Source organism: Erythrobacter sp. K21-9, assembly GCF_055808355.1.
This window is the reverse complement of record NZ_CM147866.1, coordinates 2,207,790-2,224,061: the sequence shown is the minus strand read 5'-3', so window position 1 is coordinate 2,224,061 and position 16,272 is coordinate 2,207,790. Positions and strand designations below refer to the sequence as shown.

The window sequence follows — 16,272 nt, the reverse complement described above, 5'->3', positions numbered from 1 at the left end:
CTTTCCACCGTTACGCGATGCCCACGAACTTGCTTTGCGCTGCGCGCACCTTACCTTTCCGACTCGGAGGCGGGCCAATTTCCGCCTTGAGACAAAGGAACCTATGGGCCGTAGACCAACCCGCGCAGCCGATCCCCAGCGAGAGCCAAAGCTTTCGCCCGATCCGACCCCCATTCGCGAATCGCGCCGCGCGCGCGCCGAGATCAGCTTTGAAGACCAGTCGCTGCTGGGCCCGCTTTTCGGTCAGTTCGACGCCAACCTCGTACAGGTCGAAAACCGGCTTTCGGTGATGATCCACGCACGCGGTGACGAGATCGTGATCGAGGGGCCGGAGGACAATGTCGCCCGTGCCCGTGAGACGCTCAACACGATGTATGACCGGCTGGCGATGGGGCAGGACCTCGATGCGGGCGCTATCGAAGCGCTGATCGCGATGTCGAACGAGCCGACTCTGGAAGGGATCATTTCGGGCGAGAAAGAATCGCCGCCAATCATGATCCGCGCGCGGCGCAAGACCATCGTGCCGCGTAGCGCGACGCAGGTGACTTACATGCGCAGCCTTGCGCGCGATGACATCATCTTTGCGCTCGGTCCGGCGGGGACGGGCAAGACCTATCTGGCGGTTGCGCAGGCGGTCAGCCAGCTGATCACCGGCAGCGTGCAGCGCCTGATCCTCTCGCGACCGGCGGTGGAGGCAGGGGAAAAGCTCGGCTTCCTGCCCGGCGATATGAAGGACAAGGTCGATCCGTACCTGCGCCCGCTCTACGACGCGCTCTACGATTGCATGCCGCCCGAACAGGTCGAGCGCCGGATCGAAAGCGGCGAGATCGAGATTGCGCCGATCGCCTTTATGCGCGGACGTACGCTGGCCGATGCCTTCGTGATCCTGGACGAGGCGCAGAATACCACGCGCGAGCAGATGAAAATGTTCCTCACCCGGTTCGGCCAGAACAGCCGGATGGTGATCTGCGGCGATCCAAGACAGGTCGATATCCCTGGCGGTGACAGCATGAGCGGTCTCGCCGATGCTGTGGGCAAGCTGGAGGATGTGGACGGCTTCGGCACAATCCGTTTCACCGCGGTCGACGTGGTCCGCCACCCGATCGTAGGCCGCATTGTCGAAGCGTATGAGGGGCCAGCCGCCTAGGTGGATCTCGACATCGACATCGAGGATTGGCCTGCGGGGGAGTGGGAAGCTCTGGCAGCGCGCGTCACCGATGCGGCAGGCGATGCGGCGAGCGAGCTTGCCAATCCGCGCCTGCTTGCAAGCGTTCTGTTCACAACCGACGCCGAGGTCCACGCTCTCAACCGCGAATGGCGCGAGCGCGACAAGCCGACCAATGTCCTCAGCTTTCCGATGTTGGAGCGCACCGAATTGCTTGAACTGCTTCCTGACGGTCCGCCGGTGATGCTTGGCGACATCGCCTTGGCGCACGAGACGTGCGCTCGTGAAGCGGAGGAAAAGAGCATCGGCCTCGCAGACCACGCGGCGCACCTGATTGTCCACGGTATGCTCCATCTGGCCGGCCACGACCATGTTCACTCCGACGAGGAAGCCGAAGCGATGGAAGCTCTCGAAACGCAGATACTTGCAAAATTGGGTATCGCGGACCCATATGAGGATCGAATATGACAAGCGCGCAGATTTAAGGGCCCCGCAAAAGACAATGCCCGATTCCCCATCCCCCGCCGGAGACGCGGAGAGTAGCAGCGGGCTTTGGCTCGCTCTCAAGAAAATCGTCGGAGCCGGTGACGGCGATCGCAGCCTTCGCGCGCAGCTCGAAGAAGCTATCGACGAGCACGAGGACGAGAACGAAGGCGAGACTTCGGACGATACCGGCGCCGGCAATGGCGACCTGTCGCCCGTTGAACGCCAGATGCTGCGGAACCTACTCCATTTCAGCGAACATGACGCCGACGACGTAGCCGTGCCGCGCGGCGAGATCATCGGCGTGGATGCGTCGATCAGCTGGGAGGAACTGGTCGAGGCATTCAGCGAGAACGGCCATTCGCGCCTGCCTGTCTACCGCGACAAACTCGACGATGTGGTCGGCATGATCCACATCAAGGATGTGTTCCCCTACCTCGCCAACGGCAAGAAGCCCCCGCGCGACTGGACCGTCCTGATGCGCCAGCCGCTCTATGTGCCGCAATCGCGCGGCGCGCTCGACGTGCTGGCCGATATGCGTTCGCGGCGGGTCCACCTCGCAATCGTGCTCGACGAATTTTCAGGGACCGACGGGATCATCACGATCGAAGACCTGGTCGAGGAGATCGTCGGCGAGATCGAGGACGAGCACGACGAAACCCCCGAGGCGCTGATCGTCCCCATTGGAGAGGGCATGTGGGATTGCGATGCCCGCGCGGAGCTGGACGATGTCGCCGAAACGGTCGATCCGCGCCTTGCAGAAGTCGAGGAATCGGTCGACACGCTCGGCGGGCTTACCTTTGTCCTCGCCGAACAGGTCCCTCCGGTTGGTGCGGTCGTGGAACATCCCAGCGGCTGGCGAATTGAAGTAACAGCGGCGGATGAAACGCATGTTAAGCGCTTGCGGCTTCACGGACCGGCACCCTCCGAAGATGCGAATGAATTGCAATAAACGCACGCACTTCAGATAATTTTCAATTTTTCTTCGATTTTTTGCATCCAATCGATAGCGGTCGCGTATCTCCTTTCAGCAAGGAGAATTTTTGATGCCGTCACGTCGTTTGCCCCCCTGCGCGCATTGGAAGCGTTCATGCGCACCGTCCGGCTCGGATCGGCGCGTGCAGCTGCCGAGGAAATCGGCCTCAGCCCGTCCGCGCTTTCGCGCCGGATCACGAACCTCGAAGAGTTCGTTGGCAAGAAGCTGTTCACCCGTGCGCGCCAGTCGATGCAGCTCACCGATGAGGGGCAGGCATTTTACGAGGCGGTCAATCCGCACCTGGAATCGCTCGCCCGCGCGGTGGAAAGCCAGTCGGACAATATCTCGCTCCTGCGGCTGCGCCTCGGCGTCTTGCCGCTGTTCGGCAGCCAGCGCCTGTTTCCCCGCCTTGGCGAGCTGCGCAAGCGTCACCCGCTGCTGCATATCGACATCGACACCGGCCCGCATCTTGAAGACCGTGTGGGCGATACGCTGGATGCGGCAATCATCCTGTCGCGCGGTCCGGCCTCGGGTCTCCATGCGGTGCGGCTCGACCACAATCTCGTCCACGCGATTTGCAGCAAGGATGTTGCGCGATCAGTCGGCGAGGAAGTGAGCGGCGAGGGGTTGGCGAAGCAGACCTTTCTTATCCACAACGAACTGCCCGAAAGCTTCGAGGCGTGGAAGAAAGCGCACAAGGTCGGCGACCTCGAACCGGCTGCGATAGACCACTACGATTCAGGGCAGTTGATGCTGGAGGCCGCCGCTCAGGGCCTCGGCATTGCGATCATGCACGACGACCATATGCGCCGCGCAGCCGATAATCGCCTGACCGACCTGTCGAGCGAAACTGTCGAAAGCCCCTATAGCTACTGGTTCGTCTGCAAGCCGACTGCGTTGGAAGCGCGTCCGGTGCGCCTGTTCCACGACTGGCTCGTTCGCGCCGGGCTTTAGAGCTTAGGTTTCGGTCTCGCTCGGTACTTTGGCGGCGGTGCTGGCCGAATAGCGGATCGGCGGGACGTCATGCTCGAAAGTGCGCAGCGGCTTGCCCAGCGCTTCGCACAGTGCATCTTCGATCCGGCGGCGCGATTCGGCGCCTATGGCCTTGCGGCCGCGGTAGTCTTCGGGGCTGAACGGCTCGAGGAAGTGAATATGCAGCGGGAACGTTCCCCTTCGCGCGAGAACCCGCTTGGCGTTGTTGAGCCCGGTTTCATCGCCGACCCAGCCAATCCATTCCGCCACCTGCCCGTAATCCAGAAAGACCGGCTGAACCATCACGCCGGGCGGCGGCGGCTCGAGCACGGACAGCATGCTTGTCTTGAAAGGCAGCAGCGAATGGCCATCGGTGGTTGTGCCTTCCGGGAAGACCGTGACCGACCAATTGTCCGACAGGGCTTCTTTCAAGGCGTTGATCTGCTCGGCCACTCCAAGGCGATTCTCGCGCTTCACGAACACCGTGCGATTGAGCGATGCGAGCCAGCCGACCAGCGGCGCTGTCGCAAGCTCGGCCTTGGCGACAAAAGCTGTCCCGCTTGCGCCGGCCAGCGCGAGAATGTCGAGCCACGACACATGGTTCGCCACATAAAAGACATCGCGCTTCAGGTGCGTTCCATGGGTGTGCACCTTCGCCCCGGAGATCTCGCGCGGCAAACCGCAAGAACCACATGGGGAAGGGCGAGCCATAGGCAAAGGCGCGGTAAAGATAGTGCAGGGGCACGAAGACCAGCATCAGCAGCGCCAGACCCAGAGCCCTGACCGTGATGCGCGCCCATCCGCCGGCAGAAATCGGGGTCTGCTCTCCGCGCGCCGCCGCGACCCTCAGGTCCCAGACTTTGCTGCTGGACGCATCGACCCCGTACTCGTACCGGATTGTCAGTCATCCCGAGAGAGCCTGACGCCGTATAACTCCATCCGGTGATCGACGAGCCGGTAGCCGAGCCGTTCGGCGATCTGGCGCTGGAGCGATTCCACTTCCGGATCGACGAATTCGACAACCTTTCCGGTCTCGACGTCGATCAGATGATCGTGATGCGCCTCGGGGACGGGTTCATAGCGTGATCGGCCATCGCCGAAATCATGGCGGTCGAGGATGCCGGCCTCTTCGAACAGGCGCACGGTGCGGTATACGGTTGCGATCGAGATCTTGGGATCGATTGCCGAGGCGCGTTCGTGCAGCAGTTCGACATCGGGGTGATCGTCGCTTTCAGACAGGACTTTTGCGATCACGCGGCGCTGTTCGGTGATCCGCAGGCCTTTTTCGGCGCACAATTGTTCAAGATCGATTTTCTGGTTCAAGCACAGCTCCGTCACCACAACGGGCTGCATCGCGGTCACCTTTCCGCAGCCCCAAAAGAAAGCACCCCGCCTCTTAGACGAGACAGGGCGCCTTGCTCAAGTTGGCTTGGCGCCTCACCCCCAATGACGGATGGCGAGGCGACAGGCATGGATCATTTTTTCTTGCGACCGCGTCCGCTGCCCGGCTTGCGCCCGAGGCCGATCTTCTTGGCCAGGTCGCGCCGGGTTTCGGCGTAGTTGGGTGCGACAAGCGGGTAGTCAGCAGACAATTCCCAGCGAGCCTTGTATTCTTCCGGCGTCATGCCGTGTTCGGTCGAAAGGTGCCGCTTGAGCATCTTCATCTTCTTGCCGCAATCGAGGCAGACGATGTGATCCTTCTTGATCGACGACCGGATGGTAACCGCCGGTTCTGGACGCGGCTCTTCGGCTGCTTCGTCGCTGCCGAGACCTGACAACGCCGAATAAACATTCGTGATGAGCGACGGCACGTCGTCCACGTTCACATCATTATTGCTCACATGTGCGGCAACGATATCGCTGGTCAGTGTGATCAGCGTTTCTTTCATTTGGATATCCAAGTCTTCCATGAGTTCCCCAATTTATTGTGTCTCGGAATATTATTTTCCGATTTGTTGCTCATGGCTTACGTCTGCAATCATTGCAACCCGGCGAACTGGAATCGTGCCAAATTGAGATGTTGTCACATAGACTAGATCGAACATCCGAAAGTAATTGCGTCCACTCGACTTCCGTCTGCGAGCCGATAATAGTTGGGCCGTTCCCCGATCGGCTCGAACCCGGCCTTGTGGTAAAGCTGGATCGCCGGATTGCCCCGGCGCATCTCGAGGAAGATGCGAGTGGTCCCGCGAGAGCGGGCGGCGGTAAAAAGATGGTCGATCAGGCGTTTGCCCAGCCCGCGCTTGCGGTGTTCGGGCACGACCGCAATCAGCAGCAATTCTTCTTCGCCCGCTGCGTGACGGGTCAGGACAAAGCCAGCTGGCTCACCGAACGTGCTGCATTCGAGGACTTGTCCGCCGCGATCCACGATCAGCGCGCGTGCTGGGCATGGCGAGCGCATCGGCAATCTGCCGCCGGTTCCATGCCTCGCCAAAAGCGGGATCGAAAGCGGCGTCCATCACCGTCATGATCTTGTCGACTATGTCGATTGTCGTGCTCACGCGGGAACCTGACCTGATTGCGGCTTTGCATCCGGTGCGCGGCCGTAGATCGGAGCGACGTCGGTCGTCAGGAGAGCGCGGGGCACATCGAGCGCGAATTGCGCATCGGGCAAGATGTCCATCGCGACATGGCCTGGCCCGCTGGCGGTCGCTTTTTCCGGGGCGCGGTTTCCTGCGATTATCGGTCGATTGCCGCGTTTCGCAGCCTCCCCGATCGCCAGGGACGCCAGTTCTTCGACCGGCTGCCCGTCCGCTGCGAAGTCCTGCACGAACCATTCGCCGTGACCGCCATTCATGCACACCGTAACAGCTTGCGAGGGGTGATCCGCACGCGCGATCGTCGCGACCAGCGCCAGCGTCGGGTATCCGCAAACATGCGCGCCCCACGCAAAGCCAAGCGCCCGCGCTGTCGCTATGCCGATCCGCACTCCGGTAAAGCTTCCCGGTCCGAGCGAGACGAGGATGCGGTCTGCGCGGCCCTTGTCCGGCAACCCGGCGATCATCGGCACAAGGCGTTCGGCATGGCCGCGACCGAGCACCTTATGGTCGTGCGCGATGAGTTCGCCATCCTCGAAAAGGGCGACCGAACAAGCCTCGGTGGCGGTTTCAATTGCGAGTTCGCGCATGGGTCGGCACTGCCTCAGGCTGCGCCGCCCTGCAAGTGCGTGTTTTGGATCAGACTATCGAATTGAATTTGTCGAAGTCGGGACGCGGGCTGCGATCGAAGATAGTCTCCGGATCGCCGTAGCCGACCGAGCAGATGAAATTCACGCGGTGGCGCGGGTGGTCGCCGAAAAATGCGTCGTTGACCTTGTCGGCGTCGAAGCCCGACATCGGGCCGCAATCGAGGCCCACCGCGCGCGCGGCGAGGATCAGGTAGGCGCCTTGCAGCGAGGAATTGCGGAACGCGCCTTCCTTGCGCCCTTCCTCGTCGCCTTCGAACCAGCTTTTCGCATCGGTGTGCGGGAACAGCCACGGCAATTCTTCGTGGAAATCGATGTCGTAGCCGATCACGGCAGTAACGGGTGCCGCCTCGATCTTGTCCTTGTTCCCATCGGAGGCGCACTCGGCGAGCTTCGCCTTCTGTTCATCCGATTTCACCCACACGATCCGCACCGGCTGCATATTGGCCGAAGTGGGCGCCATCTTGAGCAGGTCCCAGATCGCGTGAAGCTGATCGTCCGACACATCCTTGTCGAGCCAGCCATTATAGGTGCGCGCATCGTTGAAGAGCTGTCCGAGCGCGGCGTCGGACAGGACGTGGTCGTGATACTGTGTTGTCATGAAAGTCCCTGAATCTGGTGAGAGGTCTAAGCTGCTCTCACTTCAACGACTTCGGGGACATAATGTTTCAGCAGGCTCTCGATGCCGTGTTTGAGCGTTGCGGTGCTGGACGGGCACCCCGCGCAGGCGCCTTGCAATGTCAGGTAGACAACGCCGTCGGAAAATCCGCGATAGGCAATGTCGCCGCCATCGCCTGCAACAGCAGGCCGGACGCGGGTTTCGAGGAGTTCGTGAATGGCCGCAATGGTTTCGGCGTCCTCTTCCTTGTCCTCGACCGCCATTTCGGCCTCTTCTGCCGGGACGCTGATCCCGTCGGCGCTGCCGCCAGCAAACAGCGGCGCTTCGGAAACGAAATGATCAAGCAGGATCGACACGACTTGCGGCTTCAGCGCAGACCATTGCGAGCCGGGGGCTGCGGTGACGGTCACGAAGTCCCACCCGAAGAAGACGTTCACGACTTCTCCGGTGTCGAAAATGGCCTGCGCAAGGGGGCTGGCCTCGGCGGCTTCGGGCGAAGCAAACTCGCGCGTGCCGCTGGGCATGACCGTCTGGCCAGGGAGGAATTTCAGGCTCGACGGGTTAGGCGTCGTTTCGGTTTCTATGAACATGGACCCAAGATAGGAGGCGCGCAGGCAGGCGGCAAGCAAGCTTTGCGAGGCCGGGTGCAAGCACACATTCACTATCCCTTCAGACCTTGCAGGCCTATAAAGGCGGCATGAACGTTCTTTTCAGGGTTGCAGCCACCCTTTCATTCGTCGCCGCGCCATTTGCGCTGCTGTCTCCAGCCGCCGCACAGGAGGTCGCGGTCGATCCGGCGATTCCGGAACCGGCGATTCCCGAACCTCAGGCGCTGCAGACCGGCGATGAAGTTCCTTGGCTTTACGAAGGCAGCGATGTCCCGGTCGATGAGCAATGGCTGTTCGGCGAGATGGATAACGGCCTGCGCTATGCGGTGCGCCGCAATGGCGTCCCGCCGCGTCAGGTGTCGATCCGGGTGCGGGTCGATGCAGGATCGCTGCACGAGCGCGAGTGGGAGCAGGGCTATGCCCACCTGCTCGAGCACCTGCTGTTCCGGGAGAGCAAATACTTGGGTCAGGCCGAGGCGATTGCCGCGTGGCAGCGGCTGGGCGCGACCTTCGGAAGCGATGCCAATGCCGAGACGAGCCCGACGCATACCGCCTATAAGCTCGACATTCCCAACATCGACCGCGCCAAGCTCGCTGAAAGTTTCAGGCTACTGTCCGGCATGATTCGCGAGCCGGTGTTGAGCGAAGAAAACGTGGCGGCCGAGCGTCCCATCGTGCTTGCCGAGAAACGCGAGCGCGGCGGGGCTTCGCAGCGTGTCGCGGACCTTACGCGCCGCACATTCTTTTCCGGACAGCGCCTTGCGACGCGCAACCCGATCGGCACGGTGGAGACGCTGCAAGCGGCCAATGCGCCGCAAATCCAGGACTTTTACAATCGCTGGTATCGTCCCGAGAACACCGTGATCGTGGTTGCCGGAGACGCCGATCCGCGCATCCTGGCAGGATTGGTCGAGCAATGGTTCGGCGATTGGGAAGGAACCGGCGAAGCGGCAGAAGCGCCCGATTTTGGTGATCCGGTCGCCCCCAATGGCACCGAAACCGCAGCGGGCAGCGGCTGGCCGATTGGCGAGCTGGCCGTGGGCGTCGAGCCCGACCTGCCGCGCAGCCTGACCTACGCGGTAATGCGGTACGTGGCGTAAGGTGCAGGACACGATTGTCTACAATGAAGGCCTGCTGCTTGATGCGGTCGCGCAGGCGCTCATCAATCGCAGGCTTGAACAACGCGCACGCGCCGGAGGCTCCTATCTCTACGCGCAGGTCCAGCAAGACGATATCTCGCGCTCGACCGATGCGACCTTCGTGACATTCGCGCCGCTGACAAATGATTGGGAGGCCGCGCTCGCCGATGTGCGCAGCGTGATCCAGGATGCGATCACCAATCCGCCGACGCAGGAAGAAATCGACCGCGAAGTTGCCGAATTCGATGTCGTGTTCGTCAACCAGGTCGAACAGGCCAGCGTGGAGGCGGGCAGCCGCCTTGCCGACAATCTCGTCAACGCGGTCGATATTCGCGAGACGGTTGCCTCCTCGCAGACTGTCCTCGACGTTTTTCGCGGGATGAAGGACCGGCTGAACCCGGACGAAGTGCTCGACCGGACGCAAAAGCTTTTCGAAGGCGACGTCGTGCGCTCGGTCTATGTCACACCGTCTGTCGGCGAAGCCGATGCCGACCGGCTCAAGCTGGCACTGGCGAGCGAAGTCGAAGTCGACGGGTCGGCGCGGCTCGCGGCGCAGACCATCTCCTTCGACGAGCTTCCTCCCATTGGCGAGCCCGGCACTATTGTCGAGGAGCGGCCACTGGGCGTGCTCGAAGTCGAGCAGGTCAACTTCGACAATGGAGTACGGGCGCTGCTGTGGTCGAACAACGCCGAGCCGGGCCGGGTGACTGTTCGCGTGCGCTTTGGTGCTGGCTACCGCGCATTCACAGAGAAAACGGCTGTCTATGCTCCGATGGGCGAGATGGCGCTGGTCGGATCGGGCCTTGGAGAACTTGGCCAGAACGAGATCGACCGGCTCGCAACCGGGCGCAAGCTAGGGTTCGATTTCGCGATCGACGACGCGGTGTTCACCTTCACCGCGCAGACCCGCTCCAGCGATGTGGCCGACCAGCTGTACCTGTTCGCTGCCAAGCTCGGAATGCCGCGCTGGGATGCTGACCCGGTCATCCGCTCGAAGGCGGCGGGCGAGCTGGCCTACAACACCTTTTCGACCAGTCCCGGCGGCATATTGAGCCGCGACCTCGAATATCTTGTCACCGACAAGGACCCGCGTTTTGCCACGCCTTCGCCCGAAGCGCTCGAGACGGTGACGCCCGAGGGGTTCCGCGAAGCATGGGAGCCGCTGCTGAAGCAGGGGCCGGTCGAAGTGCTGGTGTTCGGTGAATTCGACCGCGACGAGATCGTTGAAAAGCTGCGTCTGACCTTTGGCGCGCTGCCCGAACGCGAACCGATCCCTGAGGACGTGGCCGCGCGCGTTCCGGGCTTCCCGGAGGTCGATGAAGAACCCATAATCCTCAATCACCGTGGCGATGAGAACCAGGCCGCAGCGGTCATCGCATGGCGCAGCGGCGGCGGGATGGCGAGCATTCGCGAATCGCGCCAGCTCGAAATCCTCACCCAGCTGTTCAACAACCGCCTGCTGGAGGCGCTGCGTGAACGCGCCGGGGCGAGCTATTCCCCGCAGGTCTTCTCCAAATGGCCGACCGATCTTCCTGCAGGGGGCACGATCACCGCGCTTGCCCAGCTGGAGCCGGATTTCGTGCCGATTTTCTTTGCCGAAGCGGACCGTATTGCAAAGGACCTTGCCGCCAATCCTCCGACCGCAGACGAATTGTCGCGCGTGACCGAGCCGCTTGGACAGCTGATCCGGCGCGCTTCGACCGGCAACCAGTTCTGGCTCTACAACCTCGAAGGGGCTAGCACCGATCCCCAGCGGGTCGAGCTGCTGCGCTCTTTATTGTCGGACTTTTCGCAAACCACTCCGCAGATCATGCAATTTCTCGCAGATCGCTATTTTGCTCAAGGCACACCGCTGAAACTGGCAGTTATCCCTGAAGGTCAAGAGCTTGCCGAGGCACCTGAACTGGCAATGCCTGGCGCCGTGGTAGCGCCGGCACGGACCCAGCCAGAAATCATCGGTCGTTGAGGTTGCGCCAATGCGATCGGATGGTGCGTGAAATAATGTTGTCGCAAACCGCTTTCGCGCTTTACACATGATGTGCGCGCAATATAGCGGCGCGCGCTCTCAATCAGGCTAGAAGAATTCGAAATGGCTCAGAACTGGAAACCGGAAAGCTGGAAAGCTCACGAAGCGCGGCACTTGCCGCACTATGAGGACGCGGCAGAACTCGCCGCTGCCGAACAGACGCTTTCCTCCTATCCACCGCTGGTTTTTGCCGGGGAAGCGCGCGCGCTCAAATCCGACCTTGGTGACGTGGCGAATGGCAAGGCGTTCCTGCTGCAAGGTGGTGACTGCGCTGAGAGCTTTGCCGAGTTTCACCCGAACAACATCCGCGACACGTTCCGCGTGCTGTTGCAAATGGCGGTCGTGCTGACTTTCGCGAGCAAGCGGCCGGTGGTGAAGGTTGGCCGCATGGCCGGGCAATTCGCCAAGCCGCGCTCTTCACCGACCGAGACCAAGGGCGATGTGACACTGCCGAGCTATCTCGGCGACAATATCAACGGCATCGAGTTCGACGCCGCGCAGCGCCGCAACGATCCCGACCGGATGGTGCGCGCCTACAGCCAGGCGGCGGCGACGCTCAACCTGCTGCGCGCATTTGCAGGCGGCGGATACGCCAACCTCCAGCAGGTTCACCAGTGGACGCTCGATTTCATGGGCCGCACACCGTGGACCGACAAGTTTGCCAAGATGGCCGACAGGATCGGCGAGTCGCTCGATTTCATGGAGGCGTGCGGGGTCGATCCTGCGACCGTTCCGCAGCTGCAGGGAACCAGCTTCTACACCAGCCACGAAGGGCTGCTGCTACCCTATGAGCAAGCGCTCACGCGGCAGGATTCGCTGACCGGAGATTGGTACGCGACCAGCGCGCACATGCTGTGGATCGGCGATCGCACGCGCTTTCCCGGCAGCGCACACATCGAATGGGCGCGCGGCATCGGCAATCCGCTGGGCATGAAATGCGGCCCCTCGCTCGAGCCCGATGCGCTGCTCGAATTGCTCGATGTGCTCAATCCCTCGCGTGAGGCGGGGCGGATCACGCTCATCAGCCGGTTCGGGCATGACAAGGTCGAGGACGGCCTGCCGAAACTCGTTCGCGCGGTGAAGCGCGAGGGGCACCCGGTGGTGTGGAGCTGCGATCCGATGCACGGCAACGTCATCAAATCGGAAAGCGGATACAAAACCCGGCCTTTCGATCGTATCCTCAACGAGGTGAAGGGCTTCTTCGCGGTACACCGGGCAGAAGGCACGCATCCGGGCGGCATCCACATCGAGATGACCGGGCAGGACGTGACCGAATGCGTCGGCGGTGCGGTCGCGATTACCGACGATGTGCTCGGCGATCGTTATCACACGCATTGCGATCCGCGTCTCAATGCGGAGCAATCGCTGGAGCTGGCATTCCTCATCGCCGAAACCCTGAATTCGGAAATCAACGAGGAGCAGGCCGACGCGGCCTGATGCGCGCGCGGCGGAAAGAAATCCGTTAGTCCTCAGCCGGGTTACGTAATTAACCGAGGCTCTGCTCCGCGCTCGATTAAGGGGAGCGCACTTAAGACGCTGCCACAATGCTTGGCGGCTATTCACCCATTAGCGCAACCGCGCCCAATCTCGACCGAGTGCAATTCCGCTCGGATGGCAGTGTGCTGGGACGCGTGATCGGCAGCGATACGTTGATGCTGGTGTGCATCGTCCTGATCATTGTCGTCGCCGCCACGATCGTCGCGCTGGTCCTCGCGCGGAAAGAGGCGCGCTTCCATCGCCAACAGGCAATGCAGCAAGCGGCGCGCTCGGATGAGCTGGTCCGCACTGTCCGGCTGACCGAAAGCATTGCGGGGCTGGGTATCTGGCAATACGAACCTGCGACCGGCGAGCAGGAATGGTCGAACGGGCTGCGGAGGCTTTTCGGTGTGCCCGATGACGAACCGCTCATGGAAGGCGATGTCGAGACGCTCCTGTTCGCAAACGGCATCGATCTGACCGGCTCCGTGACGGAGCGGCTCGGTGCAGAAGATACGTACAAGCTGCATTTCGATATCTACGGCTTCGACGGCTGCCCCCGGTCGCTTTCGGTGGAGGCCTGCAACCTGCACGATGACGCTGGCGGACCGGTGCGCGTGGTTGCGGTCGTGCACGATGTAACTGACCAGGTCGAAAAGGAGCGCGAGCTCGAGGCCTCGCGAAACGAAGCGATGCGCGAGGCAAACGTCGCGCGCAGGTTGGCGGACACCGACGCACTGACCGGCCTGGCCAATCGCCGCAGCCTGATGAAGCAACTCGATGCCCTGATTGTCGACGCGCGGCGCAATGCCAGCCAGCTTGCCCTGATCATATTCGATATCGACCGGTTCAAATCGGTTAACGACACCTATGGCCATATCGCAGGGGACAAGGTGTTGCAGACCGTAGCTCGCATCGCGTCCTCTCAGGGCCGCGAAGGCGATGTGGTTGCGCGTGTCGGCGGCGAGGAATTCGTCTGGGTCGTGCCGGGGGCCGGTGAAATGTCCGCGCGCTCCATGTCCGAACGGCTGCGTCAGTGTATCGGGACCGAGAGCGCGACAGACGGTGTGCCGCCCGTGACGATAAGCGCCGGAATTGCCGAGCTGCTCTCGGGAGATACCTCGCTATCGCTGTTTGCGCGCGCAGATGGCGCTTTATACCAGGCGAAAGACGCCGGCAGAAATCAGGTGCGGCTCGCAGCCTGACCGCTTTCGCCGAAATGCCCCGGAAACACGGTGTGTTATGGGACTGCCCCATCATGGGGCGTCAATAAGTCACTGGCACGCCTTCCAATTGTCATCCTGATAGGCCATGAAAGCCCGTGCTGTCGGCAGATTACGCGTCGGCGAAACAGGAGAAGGCAGTGCCTCAGCACGAGCGGCACGAGCAGGCAATCACTCAGGACAGCGAGGGACTGGCGGCAGGATTTGCGCGGACGCGCAGCCTGACCGAGGCGCTCGTTCAGCCGCTGAGCGATGCCGACGCCACGATCCAGTCAATGGAAGACGCCTCGCCCGCGAAATGGCATCTGGCGCACACCAATTGGTTCTGGGAGACGTTCCTGCTGCGCGACCATGCGCCGGGCTATACGCTGTTCGACGAGAGCTATCCGTTTCTGTTCAATTCGTATTACGAGACAGAGGGGGAGCGTATTGCGCGTTTTTCGCGCGGATTGCTCTCGCGGCCCAGCCTTGACGAAATCCTCGGCTGGCGCGCTGCGGTCGATGCGGCGATGGCGCCGCTGATCGCGGACCCGGATCACGCGGGCCTGATCGCGCTCGGCATTGCGCACGAGCAGCAGCACATCGAATTGTTGCTGACCGATATCAAGCATGCGCTGTTCCAGAACCCCATCGGCCCGGCCATGTTCGAAGGCGCGCCCGAAGCTGCGATGTCCGCTGGCAAGCAGTCGGCGCTGTGGCATTCGCATCCCGGCGGCGTAGCTCTGATCGGCGCGGAACCGGGCGGCTTTGCATTCGACAATGAAGGGCCGCGCCACCGCGTCCTGCTTGAACCGTTTGCCCTTGCGCGAAGGCTCGTCAGCAATAGCGAGTGGGCGGAGTTTATCGCCGATGGCGGTTATGACAATGCCGCCCTGTGGCTCTCCGATGGCTGGGGCTGGGTAAAGGAGCACGGCATTGATGCGCCGCTCTATTGGCGCGGTGAGCGGGCGTTCACGCATCAGGGCTGGCAAGACCGCGATCCCGATGCTCCGGTCACTAACATCTCCTATTATGAGGCCGATGCCTTTGCGACATGGGCGGGTGCGCGGCTGCCGACCGAATTCGAATGGGAAGCGATCGCGCGCGGTCAGGAGGGGCAAGCCCCCGCGCACGATCCCGCCGCCGGTAACCAGCTCGACCGCGCCGAGGCGCCGCTGCCCCAAGGCGGCGAGGCGCTGTTTGGCGATTGCTGGCAGTTCACCCGCTCCGCCTACCTGCCGTTTCCGCGCTTCCAGCCGGCAGCAGGCGCAGTGGGCGAATATAATGGCAAGTTCATGAGCGGACAGTTCGTGCTGAAAGGCGCCAGCTGCGCGAGCGTGCGCGGGCATTCGCGCGCTTCCTATCGCAATTTCTTTTACCCGCACCAGCGCTGGCAGTTCACCGGCCTCCGGCTCGCAAAGGACGTTTGAGACGATGACGACGCAAAAGGGCCTGAAGCTGGTCGAACACGATGAAGAGGGCGTGGATACGGCCTTTCGCGCAGACGTGCTGGAAGGTCTCTCGCAGCCGCAAAAGGCGATACCCGCGCGGTGGCTCTACGACGATGCCGGATCGCAGCTGTTCGAGGATATCACTCAGCTGCCGGAATATTACCCGACCCGCGCCGAGACCGAGATCCTGCGCGAGCGCGGTGAGGATTTTGCCGCGATGATCGGGCCGGGCCGCGCTGTCGTCGAGTTCGGCTCGGGTAGTTCGGTCAAGACGCCGCTCCTGCTTTCCGCCATCGACCCGGCGGCGTACGTTCCGCTCGACATTTCCGGCGACTTCCTGCGCGCCGCCGCGCGCGATCTTGCCGCCAAGTTTCCCGGACTGCCGGTCTATCCGGTCGAGGCCGATTTCATGCGCAAGGTCGAGCTTCCCGGCGAGGTCGACGATCTGCCAAATCTCGGCTTTTTTCCTGGTTCGACCATCGGCAACATGATTGCCCGCACGGCTGTCGACCTGCTGCGCAACATGCGCGAGACGCTTGGCACGGGCTCGCAATTGCTGATCGGGATGGACCTGATCAAGGATGAGGACGTGCTCGTCGCCGCCTATGACGACGCCGCCGGGGTCACCGCCGAGTTCAATTACAATCTCGTTCTCCGGATCAACCGAGAGCTGGGCGGCGACATCCCGCTCGGCGCGCTCACGCACGAAGCGCGCTGGAGCGATGATTTTGCACGGATAGAAATGCACCTGGTCACGGGGCGCGACATCGAATTTTCTGTGTGCGAGATGCGGTTTGCGATGAAGGCTGGCGAGACGATCCACACCGAGAACAGCCACAAGTTCAACCGCCGCACCTCCAACATGCTGCTGCTTGCCGCGGGATGGGAACCGCAGGCCCGCTGGCTCGACAGCAAGGGGCTGTTTTCGCTCATTCTCGCGGAGGCCAGGCCCCCACGCAGCGCGCCCTGAT

Annotated in this window: 18 protein-coding genes and 1 pseudogene; 10 read left to right on the top strand and 9 right to left on the bottom strand. The window is 62.2% G+C overall.

Translation table 11 applies throughout. The features are described 5' to 3' along the window. Nucleotides 1–103: 103 nt before the first annotated feature. The 3 genes from AC0L39_RS11370 to AC0L39_RS11360 are packed head-to-tail and all read left to right on the top strand — an operon-like array spanning nt 104 to nt 2,600. Nucleotides 104–1,147 carry a PhoH family protein gene (locus tag AC0L39_RS11370; protein WP_473257959.1) on the top strand — a complete coding sequence of 348 codons (1,044 nt, stop codon included), beginning with the start codon at nt 104–106 and terminating at the stop codon, nt 1,145–1,147. Further along, nucleotides 1,148–1,633, top strand: a complete 486-nt coding sequence (gene ybeY / locus AC0L39_RS11365; RefSeq protein ID WP_473257957.1) for an rRNA maturation RNase YbeY — start codon at nt 1,148–1,150, stop codon at nt 1,631–1,633. Between the two features lie 34 nt (nt 1,634–1,667). After that, complete coding sequence (locus AC0L39_RS11360; RefSeq protein WP_473257956.1) at nt 1,668–2,600, top strand: hemolysin family protein; 933 nt, start codon at nt 1,668–1,670, stop codon at nt 2,598–2,600. Between the two features lie 11 nt (nt 2,601–2,611). Here AC0L39_RS11360 and AC0L39_RS11355 read toward each other — a convergent pair whose 3' ends face one another. Continuing rightward, nucleotides 2,612–2,740, bottom strand: a complete 129-nt coding sequence (locus AC0L39_RS11355; RefSeq protein ID WP_473257954.1) for a hypothetical protein — start codon at nt 2,738–2,740, stop codon at nt 2,612–2,614. On the opposite strand from AC0L39_RS11355, the gene AC0L39_RS11350 reads away from it, so the two are divergent. Beyond that, nucleotides 2,739–3,578 (top strand): LysR family transcriptional regulator, encoded by an 840-nt coding sequence (locus AC0L39_RS11350; RefSeq protein WP_473257952.1) that lies wholly within the window; start codon nt 2,739–2,741, stop codon nt 3,576–3,578. The genes AC0L39_RS11355 and AC0L39_RS11350 overlap by 2 nt on opposite strands. Before the next feature lie 3 nt (nt 3,579–3,581). Here AC0L39_RS11350 and AC0L39_RS11345 read toward each other — a convergent pair. The 8 genes and pseudogenes from AC0L39_RS11345 to AC0L39_RS11310 all read right to left on the bottom strand — a co-directional run bounded on the left by AC0L39_RS11345 (nt 3,582) and on the right by AC0L39_RS11310 (nt 7,989). Then, a pseudogene (locus AC0L39_RS11345) lies at nt 3,582–4,353 on the bottom strand (lysophospholipid acyltransferase family protein). A 143-nt stretch (nt 4,354–4,496) separates the two neighbouring features. Next, nucleotides 4,497–4,919: a Fur family transcriptional regulator gene (locus AC0L39_RS11340; RefSeq protein WP_473257950.1), complete on the bottom strand. Its 423-nt coding sequence runs from the start codon at nt 4,917–4,919 to the stop codon at nt 4,497–4,499. A gap of 152 nt (nt 4,920–5,071) precedes the next feature. Further along, the gene (locus AC0L39_RS11335) at nt 5,072–5,506 is read right to left on the bottom strand and encodes a Ros/MucR family transcriptional regulator (RefSeq protein ID WP_473257948.1); all 435 of its coding nucleotides are present in this window, start codon (nt 5,504–5,506) and stop codon (nt 5,072–5,074) included. A gap of 122 nt (nt 5,507–5,628) precedes the next feature. Further along, entirely contained in the window at nt 5,629–5,964 is a 336-nt protein-coding gene (locus tag AC0L39_RS11330; protein WP_473257946.1) for a GNAT family N-acetyltransferase, read from the bottom strand. Then, nucleotides 5,921–6,097 carry a hypothetical protein gene (locus AC0L39_RS11325; protein ID WP_473257945.1) on the bottom strand — a complete coding sequence of 59 codons (177 nt, stop codon included), beginning with the start codon at nt 6,095–6,097 and terminating at the stop codon, nt 5,921–5,923. The genes AC0L39_RS11330 and AC0L39_RS11325 overlap by 44 nt, the downstream gene beginning before the upstream one ends. Beyond that, nucleotides 6,094–6,723: a tRNA (adenosine(37)-N6)-threonylcarbamoyltransferase complex dimerization subunit type 1 TsaB gene (gene tsaB, locus AC0L39_RS11320; RefSeq protein WP_473257944.1), complete on the bottom strand. Its 630-nt coding sequence runs from the start codon at nt 6,721–6,723 to the stop codon at nt 6,094–6,096. Before tsaB ends, AC0L39_RS11325 begins: the two co-directional genes overlap by 4 nt. A gap of 49 nt (nt 6,724–6,772) precedes the next feature. Then, on the bottom strand, nt 6,773–7,381 hold the full coding sequence (locus AC0L39_RS11315) for a malonic semialdehyde reductase (protein ID WP_473257942.1): 609 nt from the start codon (nt 7,379–7,381) through the stop codon (nt 6,773–6,775). Nucleotides 7,382–7,407: 26 nt separating this feature from the next. Then, nucleotides 7,408–7,989, bottom strand: a complete 582-nt coding sequence (locus AC0L39_RS11310; protein WP_473257941.1) for a NifU family protein — start codon at nt 7,987–7,989, stop codon at nt 7,408–7,410. 107 nt (nt 7,990–8,096) lie between these two features. Here AC0L39_RS11310 and AC0L39_RS11305 point away from each other — a divergent pair, with 107 nt between their 5' ends. The 6 genes from AC0L39_RS11305 to egtD all read left to right on the top strand — a co-directional run bounded on the left by AC0L39_RS11305 (nt 8,097) and on the right by egtD (nt 16,271). Then, nucleotides 8,097–9,107 carry a M16 family metallopeptidase gene (locus tag AC0L39_RS11305; RefSeq protein WP_473257939.1) on the top strand — a complete coding sequence of 337 codons (1,011 nt, stop codon included), beginning with the start codon at nt 8,097–8,099 and terminating at the stop codon, nt 9,105–9,107. Nucleotide 9,108: 1 nt separating this feature from the next. Continuing rightward, nucleotides 9,109–11,112 (top strand): M16 family metallopeptidase, encoded by a 2,004-nt coding sequence (locus tag AC0L39_RS11300; RefSeq protein ID WP_473257938.1) that lies wholly within the window; start codon nt 9,109–9,111, stop codon nt 11,110–11,112. 123 nt (nt 11,113–11,235) lie between these two features. After that, nucleotides 11,236–12,609, top strand: coding sequence for a class II 3-deoxy-7-phosphoheptulonate synthase (locus tag AC0L39_RS11295; protein WP_473257936.1), 1,374 nt, complete (start codon nt 11,236–11,238; stop codon nt 12,607–12,609). Between the two features lie 107 nt (nt 12,610–12,716). Continuing rightward, nucleotides 12,717–13,853: a GGDEF domain-containing protein gene (locus AC0L39_RS11290; protein WP_473257935.1), complete on the top strand. Its 1,137-nt coding sequence runs from the start codon at nt 12,717–12,719 to the stop codon at nt 13,851–13,853. Between the two features lie 158 nt (nt 13,854–14,011). Next, nucleotides 14,012–15,280 carry an ergothioneine biosynthesis protein EgtB gene (gene egtB / locus AC0L39_RS11285; RefSeq protein WP_473257933.1) on the top strand — a complete coding sequence of 423 codons (1,269 nt, stop codon included), beginning with the start codon at nt 14,012–14,014 and terminating at the stop codon, nt 15,278–15,280. A gap of 4 nt (nt 15,281–15,284) precedes the next feature. Further along, nucleotides 15,285–16,271: an L-histidine N(alpha)-methyltransferase gene (egtD, locus tag AC0L39_RS11280; protein WP_473257931.1), complete on the top strand. Its 987-nt coding sequence runs from the start codon at nt 15,285–15,287 to the stop codon at nt 16,269–16,271. Nucleotide 16,272 lies beyond the last annotated feature (1 nt).